This is a genomic window from Mesorhizobium sp. B2-7-1 (genome assembly GCF_006440735.1).
Taxonomy (GTDB): domain Bacteria; phylum Pseudomonadota; class Alphaproteobacteria; order Rhizobiales; family Rhizobiaceae; genus Mesorhizobium.
The window spans coordinates 40,692-52,931 of sequence record NZ_VFUA01000037.1 but is presented as its reverse complement, the minus strand read 5'-3'; the positions used below and the strand labels follow the sequence as shown (position 1 = coordinate 52,931).

The window sequence follows — 12,240 nt, the reverse complement described above, 5'->3', positions numbered from 1 at the left end:
GTTCCACCCCCGTCCCCGATCGCCGAACATCACATAGCCGGCGTCGGTGACGGCCACCGTGTCCTCCAGCTTGATGAAGCCGCGCGTCGGGTGAAGCATGGTCGTCTCGACCGAAAGCACCATGTTCTTTTCCAGCGGCTTTGCCGCATAGGTGCCCTCATAGGCGACCGGATGATTGGTCATCAGGAACGGCGCCTCATGGGTGATCAGCCCCATGCCGTGGGCGAAGAAATCGGTATAGGCCGCCACCTTCGACGCTTTCAGCACGCTCTCCGCATGCGCGATCATGTCGCCGCCCAGTATTCCTGCCTTGACCTTGGAAAAGGCCGCCTGCTGCACGGTCTCGACTTCGGCCAGCAGATCCTCCAGCTCGGCGTCCGGTTCGCCGAGCACGCCCATGCGGCAGAGATCGCCGATATAGCCGTGATAGTTGCCGCCGGAATCGATCGACATCACCTCGCCCTTCTTCCACGCCTGGCTGGACGCCGCGCGGTTGTGGCTGGAGCCCAGCGTCAGCAGGCAATATTCGAAATGCGCGCCGCGATTGGTCTCCTCGCGCCTGAGCTGCTCGATGATGTCGGTCTTGCTCTTGCCCTCGCGCGCCCAACGAATAGTCGCCAGCATGGAATCGGTGATCAGCTCGGAGGCGATGCGCAGCTGTTCCAGCTCCGCCTCGGTCTTGATGGCGCGCATGCGCTCCAGCATGTCGGTCGCGTCGATCAGCTTGGCATCCGGCAGCGCCTTGCGGACCAGCGCATAGGCATCCGACGGCAGAAAGCCCGGCTCGATGCCGATGCGCGCCGCCGACTTGCCGATTTGGCGCAGATGCTCCACCGCGAGATTGGCGGCGTCGAGCGTGCCCCAGCAGGCCGCATGCAGCGTCGGCGTCCAGAAGGGATGGTTCTGGTGCTCGCCGCCTTCCATCTTGTTGCCGATATAGGCCGCGTGCTCCGGTCCGCCCTTCTCGTAAAGGACGATCGGCAGATAGCGGCTGTGGCCGATCGCATCCATCGCCGCGAAGAAGATGAACTTGTAGCCGCCGAGCAGATATTGTGTGTTGTGCTTGGACGTGGCGAAGAGCACGTCGATGCCGGCCTCTTCCATCAGCCGGTCCACCCGCGCCTGGTCGAACGGGACACTGCTGACCTCGGTTTTACCCGGAGCGATGTTCATCTGCCTCTCCCTGTTTTTCATCGGCCGCAGAAGCGCCGAACGTCATGATGTATGGCTGTCGGTCAAATCTGCATCATTTTGGCCACTCTGGTCCAGCCAGAATTGATCACTTTCACGCTAAAGGCGGTTTCTATCCGAATCCTGATCCTGCTTCTCTATAAACTGGTCTTACCAGATAGGAGCAGAAAGCCTCTTTCGGCCGGCTGGTCCAGCGGACGGAAATTTCAAAGCCAAGCCATGATGCGCCAAATCCGTCTCTGGCGAAACCTTCGCCGAGAGCCATAATCACGCAATTGCCGCGCCTGTCACCGTGCGAAGAGGGGAGTTTGAGCGATGTCCGAATTGACGATTTCACGCCGCGGCCTGCTGGCCGGCTCGGCGCTGCTTCTGGCCTCGACCGCATTGCCGACCATCGGCTTCGCGCAGACGCCGAAGAAGGGCGGCCGGCTGATCCTTGCCGCCGATTCCGAGCCGCGCAACCTCAACCCGGCGATCGTCGCCTCCAACGGAGTCTTCTTCATCTCGAGCAAGATCGTCGAGACGCTGGCCGAGGCTTCCTTCGACGGCAAGGACGGGCCCGAACCGCGGCTCGCGCTTTCCTGGGAGGGTGCCGCCGACGGCCTGTCGGTGGCCTTCAAATTGCGTGACGGCGTCAAATGGCATGACGGCAAGCCCTTCACCTCGGCCGACGTCGCCTTCTCCGCGCTGCAGATCTGGAAGCCGTTGCAGAATCTCGGCCGCACCGTGTTCAAGGACCTCGAAGCGGTCGACACGCCGGATGCGCTGACGGCGGTCTTCAAGTTCGCCAAGCCGACGCCGTTCCAGCTGATCCGCAACGCGCTGCCGGCGCTGTCGAGCGTCGTGCCGAAACACGTCTATGAGGTGGGCAAAATCGAAGACAATCCGGCCAACAACGCGCCGGTCGGCACCGGTCCGTTCAAATTCGCCGAATACAAGGCCGGTCAATATTACCGGCTGACCAGGAACGACGCCTATTGGGGCAAGGATGAGCCCTATCTCGACGAGATCGTCTACCAGGTGCTTCCCGATCGCACGTCGGCCGCGGCGGCGCTGGAAGCCGAAGAGATCCAGCTTGCCGCCTTCTCTGCCGTGCCGCTCGCCGATCTCGATCGCATTTCCAAAGTGCCCGGCCTGAAGGTGATCACCAAGGGCTATGAGGGGCTGACCTACCAGCTCGTCGTCGAGATCAACCACCGCCGCAAGGAGCTCGCCGATCTGAAGGTGCGGCAGGCGATCGCGCATGCCATCGACAAGGATTTCGTCGTCAAGACGATCTTCCTCGGCTACGCCGCCACCGCCACCGGCCCGGTGCCGAAGAACGATCCGCAATTCTACACCGCCGACGTGCCGACCTATCCATTCGACGTCGCCAAGGCCAATGCGCTTCTCGACGAAGCCGGCTACAAGCGTGCCGACGACGGCAAGCGCTTTGCGCTGAAACTCTTGCCGGCGCCTTATTTCAACGAGACGAAGCAGTTCGGCGACTATCTGCGCCAGGCGCTCGCCGCCGTCGGCATCGACGCCACGATCGTCAACAACGATTCCGCCGCGCACATCAAGGCGGTCTACACCGACCACGCCTTCGACCTTGCCGTCGGTCCGCCGGTGTTCCGTGGCGATCCGGCGATCTCGACCACCATCCTGGTGCAAAGCGGCATTCCCGACGGCGTGCCCTTCTCCAACCAGGGCGGCTACAAGAACGCCGACCTCGACGCGCTGATCGTCAAGGCATCGGAGACGCTCGACACATCGGCCCGCACGGAGCTCTACAAGGAGTTCCAGAAGAAGGTGGCGGCCGATTTGCCGCTGATCAACGTCGCCGAATGGAGCTTCATCTCCGTCGCCCGCGATACGGTCGGCAACATCGCCAACAACCCGCGTTGGGCGGTGTCGAACTGGGCGGACACCTATTTGGAATCGTGACACACTCGCGCGGATGAGAGTTCGCGAGATAATGGTTACTTGGCCAGAGGCCGAGTTCCTTCACACCCCCCTCTGTCCTGCCGGACATCTCCCCCGCAAGGGGGGAGATCAGCCGTTTGTCCGTCCCGCCAGTTCTGCAACGTCGAAAATTGGCGAAGCCATAGATGACAAACAATCTCCCCCCTTGAGGGGGAGATGTCCGGCAGGACAGAGAGGGGGGCCTGGGCTCGGCATTTCCTATTGCCAGCATACCGTCACCGCGCCGAGGCGCGCATGACCCGCGCCTTCACCCTCATCCGCCGCCGTCTCGTCGGCAGCATCTTCGTTCTCCTGCTCGTCGTCATCGGCCGCTTCTTGCTCCTTGAAGCCGCACCCGGCGACGCGGTCGACGCCTACATTGTCTCGACCGGCGGCGACGCAGGCATGATCGAATTGCTGCGCCACCGCTGGGGCCTCGACCAGTCGGAACTCACCCGCCTCGCCAACTATCTCTGGGCCTTGCTGCATCTCGACCTCGGCCAGTCCGTCACCTTCTCGCGGCCGATCCGCGACGTCATACTCGAACGCCTGCCGACTACGCTCGTCCTGATGGGCAGCGCCACAGCGCTTTCCTTCGGCCTCGGCTCGGCGCTCGGCATCTATGCCGGCGCCAGACCCGGCAGCTTTCGCGATCGCTTCCTGTCGATCGGCTCGCTGGCGCTCTATGCCGTGCCCGGCTTCTGGCTCGGCCTCGTGCTGATCGTCGTCTTTGCCGTCGATTTGCGCTGGCTGCCGATCGGCGGCATCGAGACCATCGCGTCGGCCAAGACCGGGTTTTCCCGCGCCTCCGATATCGCCACCCATCTCGTGCTGCCGGTCTCGGCGCTGGGCTTCATTTATCTGGCGCTCTATCTGCGCATGATGCGCGCCGGCATGGCCGAAGCCTGGCGGCAGGATTTTGTGCTTGCAGCCCGCGCCAGAGGCCTGTCGCGCCGCCGCATCGTGCTTGCCCATGTCGCCCGCAACGCGCTTCTGCCATTGGTCACCATGCTCGGCCTGCAATCGGCGCAGATGCTGGGCGGCAGCGTCGTGATCGAAAGCGTCTTCGCCGTGCCCGGTCTCGGCCGGCTGGCGCAGGAAGCCGTCGCCGGGCGCGACACGCCGCTGCTCCTCGGCATCATCCTGGTCAGCGCCGTTCTGGTCGTCGTCATCAACCTTCTGGTCGATCTCGCCTACGCTTTCCTCGATCCGCGCGTCGGCGCCGGCGAGGCCCGCGCATGAGCCGCCTGCGTCGTTTCTTTGGCACACCGGAAGCCATCGCCGGAGCAGCAATCCTCGCCTTGCTCATTGTCATGGCGCTGGCGGCGCCGCTGCTGTTTCCCGGCGACCCGCAGGCGATCGCCGGCCCGGCGCTGCTGCCGCCGTTCCAGGATTGGTCGCTGCCGCTCGGCACCGACCGGCTCGGCCGCGATGTGCTGGCCGAGCTTTTTCACGGCGCCCGCACCTCGCTGGCGGTGGGACTGGCGGCTGCTGCCGCGGCGCTCCTGATCGGCGCCGTGGTCGGCACTTTAGCCGGCTTCGCGGGCGGATTGATCGACGAGGTGCTGATGCGCATCACCGATGCGTTCCAGACCGTGCCTAGCTTTCTTCTCGCCTTGGCCTTCGTCAGCATCGTCGGTCCCTCGCTCGGCGTCGTCGTCGCCGCGATCGCGCTAGGCGCCTGGACCGGGCCGGCGCGGGTGGCGCGCGCGGAAGTGCTTTCGATCCGCGAACGCGACTATGTCGCCGGCGCCCGCGTCATCGGCATGCATCCGCTTGAGATCGCCTTTCACGAGGTGTTGCCCAATGCCCTGCCGCCGGTGTTGGCGCTGTCGTCCGTGATCGTGGCGGCCGCGATCCTGACCGAAGCAGCGCTGTCCTTCCTCGGCCTCGGCGACCCCAACCGCGTCACCTGGGGCGGCATGATCGCCGAGGGACGCACAGTGCTGCGCACCGCGCCATTTCTGTCGGTCGTGCCCGGCATCGCGCTGGTGCTGACCGTGCTCGGCGTATACCTCGCAGGCGAAGGCGTGGTGGAAAGCACCGCGGTGCGCAGGAGCCTGTCGTGACAGCCCTGCTCTCGATCCGCGATCTCTCGGTGCGGTATCGGCGTGACGGCGTCGAGGCGACGGCGCTGAAGGGCGTGAGCCTGGATGTGGAAGCTGGCGAGCGCCTGGCGATCATTGGCGAGAGCGGTTCGGGAAAGAGCACGCTGGCGCTGGCGATTGCGGGGCTGCTGGCGGGGGATGCCAAGACTGGCGGGCGCATCGAATGGTTCCTGCCAGCAAGCCACCCTCGCCTCGGCCGCGACATCGGCTTCGTCTTCCAGGACCCCTCTTCCAGCCTCGACCCCGTGATGCCGGTCGGCAAGCAGATCGCCGAGGTCGCCCGCACCCATCTCGAACTGACCTGGCCTGAAGCCTACGCCAAGGCCAAAACCCTCCTCGAACGCGTCCGCCTGCCCGATCCGGACTCGGCCCTCCGCGCCTACCCGCACCAGCTCTCCGGCGGCCAGAAGCAGCGCGTCGCCATCGCCGCGGCAATCGCTGCCGCGCCAAAACTCCTGATCGCCGATGAAGCGACCAGCGCGCTCGACACCATCGTCCAGGCGGAGATCGTCGCCCTGATCCGGCGCCTCGTCGCCGAGGACGGCATGACGCTGCTCTTCATCAGCCACGACATCGCGCTTGCCGCCACGCTTGCCGATCGCATCGCGGTGCTGCGCCACGGCGAACTGGTTGAGCTCGGCGAGACTGGCCAGATCCTCGACGCGCCGCGCCATGCCTACACCCGCGCCCTGCTCGACGCTCATCTCGGCCTCGATGCCAAGCCGTTGCTTGACCGGCAGGGCACCCCGGCATGAGCGTGCTTGCCGTCTCCAATCTCGCCAAGCGCTACCATCGAGGCGGCAAGCCTTTCGCGGCGGTCGACGACGTGTCTTTCGAGATTGGTCCGGCCGAGACGCTGGCGCTTGCCGGACCGTCCGGCAGCGGCAAATCGACCATCGCAAGGCTGGTGCTGCGGCTGATCGAGCCCGATGCCGGCCGCATCGACTTCGAAGACAGCGACTTCCTCGCTCTATCGGGCGCCGCGCTGCGCGCGCGCCGCGCTCGCATCCAGATGGTGTTCCAGGATCCGCTCGCGGCCTTCAATCCGCGCGCCACCGTAGCGCGCGTGCTGGACGATCCCTTGCGCATCCACGGCATCGCCTCGCGCGCCGAGCGCCCGCGCCGGATCGCGGCGCTGCTGGAGCGCGTCGGCCTCGATGCCGGCCTCGCCGCGCACGCCATCCACGAGATTTCCGGCGGCCAGCGCCAGCGTGTAGCGATCGCCCGCGCCATCGCCACACGGCCGTCGCTGATCGTGCTCGACGAAGCCGTGTCGGCGCTCGATGTGTCGGTGCGTGGGCAGATCCTGGAATTGCTGCTCGACCTGCAGCGGCGGGAACGGATTGCCTATCTCTTCATTTCCCATGACCTCGGCGTCATCCGCGCCGTGGCGCACCGCGTCATCATCCTCGATGCCGGCCGGATCGCCGAGAGCGGCGATGCCCGCGCCGTCGTCACCAACCCGCAATCGGCGATCGGCAAGGCGCTTGTGGCGGCAACGCCGAAGCTCATCAGAAACCGACCATGATCCCGCAAAGTGGCAACCGGTTTGCAGACAAGATCATGGTCAAGCAACAAATCAGGACGTCTCATGACCGACCCCGCAGCCAGAGCCGAAAAACTGTCGCGCGAGCTCGATTTCGCCTTCCGCAACCGCGCCGACCTCTACCGCCTCTTCCTCGACGAACTGACCGCCGAGCTCGGCGCGGAGAAGGCCGAAGCGGTGATGATCCGCACCATCGAAAAGCGCGGCCGGGAGGTCGCGGCAATGGCTTTCGCCGATTTCGGCCCCAATGACGCACCGGCAATCGGCGAGGCGTTCCTCGCCGTCAGCCCGGATGGCGGGCGCATGTACCCCACCGATGTCGATCGCGGAGCCGGCCACATCGCCTTCAAGGTGAAGCGCTGCCCGCTGAAGGATGCCTGGGTCGAGGCCGGCGTCGGCGAGGAAAAACTCGCCACGCTCTGCCGCATCGCCGGCGCCTTCGACCGTGGCCTGTTCGAGGCGACCGGCGTGCGCTTCGCCAATGTCACATGGACGCCGGGCCATGGATCCGGCTGCTGCCACATCGCGCTCACCAACCGGGATGCTTAGCCGATTATCTATTCAGCAAGGACGTGCAGTTCGCCGCCCGCTTCGTCGATCGCCATGCGCAACTCCGCTGCCGGCTCGCTGTCGGTGACGACGTCGGAAATCTCGCTGAGCGCGCAGATGCGCTCCAGGCCGCTGCGGCCGAACTTGTCGTTGGTGACGACCAGCATGGTCGACAGCGACCGCCCCATCATCGCTCGCTTCACCGCCGCAGCGCCCGAGATCATGTCGCTCGGCCCCTCGGCGTTCAGCGCCGAGGCGCCGATGATGGCGACATCGGCATTGTAGCGGCGTACGAATTCGACCGTGTCCTCGCCGAGCACGGCGGCCTCTCGGCTGTCATAGGTGCCGGGGCAAAGGATGACGCGGAAGCTGGGGTTGGCGCCGGCCACCGAGGCGACGCCGACGGAGTTGGTGATGATCGTCAGGTCCCGGCCGAGCTGCGACAGGCTGCGCGCGACCTCGTAGGTGGTCGATCCGCCATCGATCATCACGATGCGGCCTCGCTCGATCAGTCCGGCGGCGCCGCGTCCGACGCGGGCCCGCTCCTCGACCATGGTGAGGCCGCGTTCGGCGATCACCGGTTCCGACGTCACCAGCGAAATGGTGGCGCCGCCATAGGTGCGGTTGATCAGCCCCGCCTCGCCGAGCTCGATCAGATCGCGGCGGATGGTCTCGCCGGCGACCCCGATGCGCCGCGCAAGCTTTGAGATGCGGATCGATGCCGAGCGCCGCACCTCCGACAGGATCAGCTCATGTCGTTCCTTCTTCGTCAGCCGGCCCGGCTCGATGTTCATCGGTCTTCCTTCTCGGGGTCCCGACGTAGACATTAGCCACGCCAAAGACCGGAAAGCCAGCCTGGGGTCTATTGAGATTCAGATCAGGCCGAGCCGGAGTCGAAGACGGGCGCGAAGCGACCAACTGGGTGGGTTCTGAGAACCGGAGCGGAGCGTACTTTTCGTACGTGAGCACCGGAAGCGCAGGAAGCCGCCATTTGCAGGCCGGCCTCACCCGAATATCAATAGACCTTCAGTGCCGGAGCCGATCGCGCATGGCGTACCACAGCATGCCGAGCACATAGAGCGGACCGCGCAGCGCCGTCCCGCCCGGGAACGGCAGCGGCGTCAAGGTCGAGAAGAGATCGAGCCGCGAGGCATCGCCCGTGATCGCTTCCGCCAAGAGCTTGCCCGACAGCGTCGACAGGATGACGCCCTTGCCGGAATAGCCATGCGCGAAATAGACCTCGCCATAGTGCCCGACATGCGGCAGGCGCGACGTCGTTACCGACACAAGTCCGCCCCAGGCATGATCGATGCGGCAGCCCTTGAGCTGCGGAAAGGTCTTCTCCATATGCGGCCGCACGAAGCCGGCTATGTCGGCCGGCGGCGACGGCGTGTAGCGCTCGCCGCCACCAAACAGCAGGCGGCCGTCCGCCGACTTGCGGTAGTAGTTCACCACGAACAGCGTGTCGGACACCGCGACATTGGCCGGGATGACATTGCGCTCGCCCAAGGGCTCGGTGGCGACGATATAGTTGCCGACCGGCATGATGCGGCTGTTGACGCGCGGCTCCAACCCCTGGAGCAGCGCATCTCCGGCCAGCACCACATGTCTGGCGCGAACTGACCCCTTGTCGGTGAACACGCGGATGGAAGGTTCGCGCTCCAGCCGGGCGGCAACCGAGTTCTCATGGATGACGACGCCGGCGGCGGTAGCGGCGCGGGCGAGCCCCAGCGTGTAGTTGAGCGGATGCATATGGCCGCCGAGCCTCTCGAACACCGCGCCCTGGTAGGGCGTGTCCACCATCTGCCGCGCCTCGGCCGCCGACAGGATCTCGACATCGGTAAACTTCATCACCTTGGCGAGGCACTCGGCTTCTTCCTCGAAGTCGCGCATGTCGGAACTGTTGACGGCGCCGACCAGGTGGCCGGTCTGGCGCAAGTCGCATTCGATGCCGTGGCGCTCGATGATGTCGAGCACCAGCCCGCGCGCCTCGAAGGCGAGGTCGAACAGCGCCTTCGCCCGTTCCGGCCCGAAGCTTTTCACCAGTCCCCTGGCGCCTTTGCGCAGGCCGGGGATCATCTGGCCGCCATTGCGCCCCGAGGCGCCCCAGCCGATCTTGCCGCCTTCGAGCAGCACCACCTTCAGCCCACGCTCGGCCGCATGCAGCGCCGCCGAAAGGCCGGTGCAGCCGCCGCCCACCACCACCAGATCGGCTTCGACATCGCCGGCTAAAGCGGGATGGTCGGGCGCCGGATTGGCGGTGGCGACATAATAGGATTTGCCGATATCGAGACCGGAATTGAAACCTGTGTAACGCGTTGCCATGGTCACACCTTGAGCAGCAGGTGGTCGCGTTCCCAGGACGTCACGACGCTCTGGAACAGGTCGAGCTCGACGCTCTTCACGCGCAGATAGGTCTGGAAGAAATCCTCGCCGAGCAGCGCCCGGACGGGCTCGCAGGCGGCGAAGCGGTCGAGCGCTTCCTCCATGGTTTTCGGCAGCGTGCTTTTGCTCTTGTAGGCGTTGCCGGATGCCTCGGCGGATCGCGCGAGCTGCTCCTCGATGCCGAGATAGCCGGCGATCAAGGAGCCGGCCATGGCAAGATAGGGATTGGCGTCGGCGCCTGGGAGCCGGTTCTCGATGCGACGCGCGGCGCGCCCGCCCAGCGGCACGCGCAGGCCGCAGGAGCGGTTGTCATGCGACCATTCGATGTTGGCCGGAGCGCTGTGGTTCGGCCGGATGCGCCGGTACGAATTCACGTTGGGCGCAAACAGCGGCATGATTTCGGGGATGTATTTCTGCAGGCCGCCGATGAAGTGCGCGAACATCTCGCTGTCCTCACCGTCTTTGCCGGCAAACAAGGGCTCGCCGCTCTCGTCGACGATCGACATGTGCAGGTGCATCGAGCTGCCGGCCTGCGCGGCGATAGGCTTGGCCATGAAGGTGGCGTGCATGCCGTTGGCCTGCGCCGCCTGTCTGGCTAGGCGCTTGAACAGCAGCACCTTGTCGGCGAGCGCCAGCGGATCGCCATGCAGAAGATTGATCTCGAGCTGCGCCGTGCCGGATTCATGGATCAGCGTGTCGAGCGGCAGGCCGGTGATGGCAGCATGCTCATAGAGCCGCCGCGTCACCGTTTCGAACTCCTCCATCGCCTGCATGTCGTAAGGATGCTGCACGTTTTCGGGCCGGCCGTTGCGCCCCACCGGCGCCGTGATCGGACGATCCGGATCGGGATTTGGCGCCGTCAGATAGAATTCGAGCTCCGGCGCCATCACCGCGCGCCAGCCGCGCTTATGATAAAGGTCGAGCACCGCCCTCAGCACATGGCGGGGTGAAGCCATCCACGGCCGGTCGTCCATGTGGAACGTGTCGGCGAAAATATAGGCCTTGCCGGCGTTGCCGGGCGCCACGCACAGCGTGGACGTGTCCGGCACCATGCGCATGTCCGGATCGGCATAGGCAAAGCCCTCGTCGATTGAGCCGGAATAGCGGCCGTCGACAGCGACCAGGAAGGCACTGCTCGGCAGGTAGAGCGCGCGGTCGTCGAGCGACTTGAGGAATTTGGCGACCGGCAGCGTCTTGCCGCGCAACACGCCGTTGACGTCGGGCACGAAGCACTCGACTTCGTTGATCGCGTGCGTCTTCAACCAGCTTTGCGTGTCCGCGCCGGCGAATGAGGTGTTCAGATTATCAGGCATTGGTCATGTCCGTACGAAGGAGAAATCGCTTCGGCGGGCATGTCCGTTCCGGTTAGGGCGTTATCTAAGCTGCGTTATCCGAGGACGGACGCCCGCCTGATGGCCGGCCGAAAGGCCGGGTTCAGGGCGCCCTGCACCCCTTCGGTCCAGCCGTCACGAACGACATGCGAGCCGACCTTGGTGTCCTCCGCGCGCTGCAGGTTCTCATGGCGGCAGCAGCGCATGATCAGCGATACCCCGCGCGCGCAAACGAAATACCGTCGGCAACCGAATGCCTGGCGCGGTATTGCTGTTTTGCAGCTTGCATGACGGGTCTCACTAGAGCAATTCCAGGAAAAGTGTGAGCGGTTTTCCGTCCGGAATTGCGTAAAAACAAAACTTCGAAGCCCATGGTTTGACCTATCATCGCCGCCGACGCAAGTCCGCTTTGCTGGACCACATCAGCCGACGCTCTCGCCACCGTCCACGACCAGAGCCTGGCCGGTCATGAAGGACGAACGGTCGGAGACGAGAAACAGGATCGCTTCGGCGATCTCCTGTGCGCTCGCCCAGCGCCCCATCGGGATCTTGGTGCGGACATAGGTTTCGATCGCATCGCGCCCACCCATCTGGGCGATGAACGGCTCGTTGAACGGCGTGTCGACCCAGCCCGGGCAGAGCGCGTTGACGCGCACATTGTGCCTGGCGTAGTCGAGCGACATCTGCCGGGTCATTGCCACCACGGCATGCTTGGACGTGGCATAGGCGATCATCTCGCGATCGTAGAACACGCCGGAATTGGACGCCGTGTTGAGGATGACGCCGCCGCCTTGCGCGATCATCGCCGGCATGGCGATCTTCGCCGCCAGGAACTGGGCCCGCACATTGATGCGCCACGAGGCGTCCATGCCGTCGGTGCCTACCTCCGTCAGCGTGCCGCCGACCTGGATGCCGGCATGGCTATGCAGGATATCGATGCGGCCATGCCTGCCGAGCGTTCCCTCGATCAAGTCCTCGACGGCCGTATCATCGCCGACATCGGTGGCGATCGCCTCGGCGCGGCCGCCGGCTTCGCGGATGTCGGATGCGGTGGCGTCGCCCGCCGCCGCATCACGGTCGGCGATGACCACGAGCGCCCCTTCCCGCGCCATGATCATCGCGCCGGCACGGCCGATGCCCGACCCGGCGCCCGTCACCACGGCGATACGGTCCTTCAAAATCATGG

General features: G+C 65.2%; 11 protein-coding genes. 6 read left to right on the top strand and 5 right to left on the bottom strand.

Annotation, left to right across the window (positions count from 1 at the left end):
• A partial coding sequence (locus FJ471_RS16105; RefSeq protein WP_140804642.1) for a Xaa-Pro peptidase family protein occupies nucleotides 1–1,173 on the bottom strand: 1,173 nt, incomplete at its 3' end.
• A 333-nt stretch (nucleotides 1,174–1,506) separates the two neighbouring features.
• Here FJ471_RS16105 and FJ471_RS16100 point away from each other — a divergent pair.
• From FJ471_RS16100 to FJ471_RS16070, 6 genes are all read left to right on the top strand, one after another.
• Entirely contained in the window at nucleotides 1,507–3,117 is a 1,611-nt protein-coding gene (locus FJ471_RS16100; RefSeq protein WP_140804640.1) for an ABC transporter substrate-binding protein, read from the top strand.
• 273 nt (nucleotides 3,118–3,390) lie between these two features.
• Entirely contained in the window at nucleotides 3,391–4,377 is a 987-nt protein-coding gene (locus FJ471_RS16090; RefSeq protein ID WP_140804638.1) for an ABC transporter permease, read from the top strand.
• Nucleotides 4,374–5,204: an ABC transporter permease gene (locus FJ471_RS16085; protein ID WP_140804636.1), complete on the top strand. Its 831-nt coding sequence runs from the start codon at nucleotides 4,374–4,376 to the stop codon at nucleotides 5,202–5,204. The genes FJ471_RS16090 and FJ471_RS16085 overlap by 4 nt, the downstream gene beginning before the upstream one ends.
• Complete coding sequence (locus FJ471_RS16080; protein ID WP_181179453.1) at nucleotides 5,201–5,998, top strand: ABC transporter ATP-binding protein; 798 nt, start codon at nucleotides 5,201–5,203, stop codon at nucleotides 5,996–5,998. Before FJ471_RS16085 ends, FJ471_RS16080 begins: the two co-directional genes overlap by 4 nt.
• Nucleotides 5,995–6,771: an ATP-binding cassette domain-containing protein gene (locus FJ471_RS16075; protein WP_140804634.1), complete on the top strand. Its 777-nt coding sequence runs from the start codon at nucleotides 5,995–5,997 to the stop codon at nucleotides 6,769–6,771. The genes FJ471_RS16080 and FJ471_RS16075 overlap by 4 nt, the downstream gene beginning before the upstream one ends.
• A gap of 63 nt (nucleotides 6,772–6,834) precedes the next feature.
• On the top strand, nucleotides 6,835–7,338 hold the full coding sequence (locus FJ471_RS16070) for an L-2-amino-thiazoline-4-carboxylic acid hydrolase (RefSeq protein ID WP_140804632.1): 504 nt from the start codon (nucleotides 6,835–6,837) through the stop codon (nucleotides 7,336–7,338).
• An 8-nt stretch (nucleotides 7,339–7,346) separates the two neighbouring features.
• Here the strand turns inward: FJ471_RS16070 and FJ471_RS16065 are convergent, their stop codons facing one another.
• The 4 genes from FJ471_RS16065 to FJ471_RS16045 form a co-directional block, all read right to left on the bottom strand.
• Nucleotides 7,347–8,132, bottom strand: coding sequence for a DeoR/GlpR family DNA-binding transcription regulator (locus FJ471_RS16065; RefSeq protein ID WP_246684740.1), 786 nt, complete (start codon nucleotides 8,130–8,132; stop codon nucleotides 7,347–7,349).
• 232 nt (nucleotides 8,133–8,364) lie between these two features.
• Nucleotides 8,365–9,663 (bottom strand): FAD-binding oxidoreductase, encoded by a 1,299-nt coding sequence (locus FJ471_RS16055; RefSeq protein WP_140804628.1) that lies wholly within the window; start codon nucleotides 9,661–9,663, stop codon nucleotides 8,365–8,367.
• Between the two features lie 2 nt (nucleotides 9,664–9,665).
• Nucleotides 9,666–11,036, bottom strand: a complete 1,371-nt coding sequence (locus FJ471_RS16050; protein ID WP_140804627.1) for a glutamine synthetase family protein — start codon at nucleotides 11,034–11,036, stop codon at nucleotides 9,666–9,668.
• A 440-nt stretch (nucleotides 11,037–11,476) separates the two neighbouring features.
• On the bottom strand, nucleotides 11,477–12,238 hold the full coding sequence (locus FJ471_RS16045; protein ID WP_140804625.1) for a glucose 1-dehydrogenase: 762 nt from the start codon (nucleotides 12,236–12,238) through the stop codon (nucleotides 11,477–11,479).
• Between the last annotated feature and the right edge of the window lie 2 nt (nucleotides 12,239–12,240).

What these genes read in the sequence shown, in the direction of transcription:
- FJ471_RS16070 (WP_140804632.1), top strand. Translation starts at nt 6,835, where the DNA reads ATGACCGACCCCGCAGCCAGAGCCGAAAAACTGTCGCGCGAGCTCGAT.
- FJ471_RS16075 (WP_140804634.1), top strand. Translation starts at nt 5,995, where the DNA reads ATGAGCGTGCTTGCCGTCTCCAATCTCGCCAAGCGCTACCATCGAGGC.
- FJ471_RS16090 (WP_140804638.1), top strand. Translation starts at nt 3,391, where the DNA reads ATGACCCGCGCCTTCACCCTCATCCGCCGCCGTCTCGTCGGCAGCATC.
- FJ471_RS16055 (WP_140804628.1), bottom strand. Translation starts at nt 9,663, where the DNA reads ATGGCAACGCGTTACACAGGTTTCAATTCCGGTCTCGATATCGGCAAA.
- FJ471_RS16045 (WP_140804625.1), bottom strand. Translation starts at nt 12,238, where the DNA reads ATGATTTTGAAGGACCGTATCGCCGTGGTGACGGGCGCCGGGTCGGGC.
- FJ471_RS16050 (WP_140804627.1), bottom strand. Translation starts at nt 11,036, where the DNA reads ATGCCTGATAATCTGAACACCTCATTCGCCGGCGCGGACACGCAAAGC.
- FJ471_RS16100 (WP_140804640.1), top strand. Translation starts at nt 1,507, where the DNA reads ATGTCCGAATTGACGATTTCACGCCGCGGCCTGCTGGCCGGCTCGGCG.
- FJ471_RS16065 (WP_246684740.1), bottom strand. Translation starts at nt 8,132, where the DNA reads ATGAACATCGAGCCGGGCCGGCTGACGAAGAAGGAACGACATGAGCTG.
- FJ471_RS16085 (WP_140804636.1), top strand. Translation starts at nt 4,374, where the DNA reads ATGAGCCGCCTGCGTCGTTTCTTTGGCACACCGGAAGCCATCGCCGGA.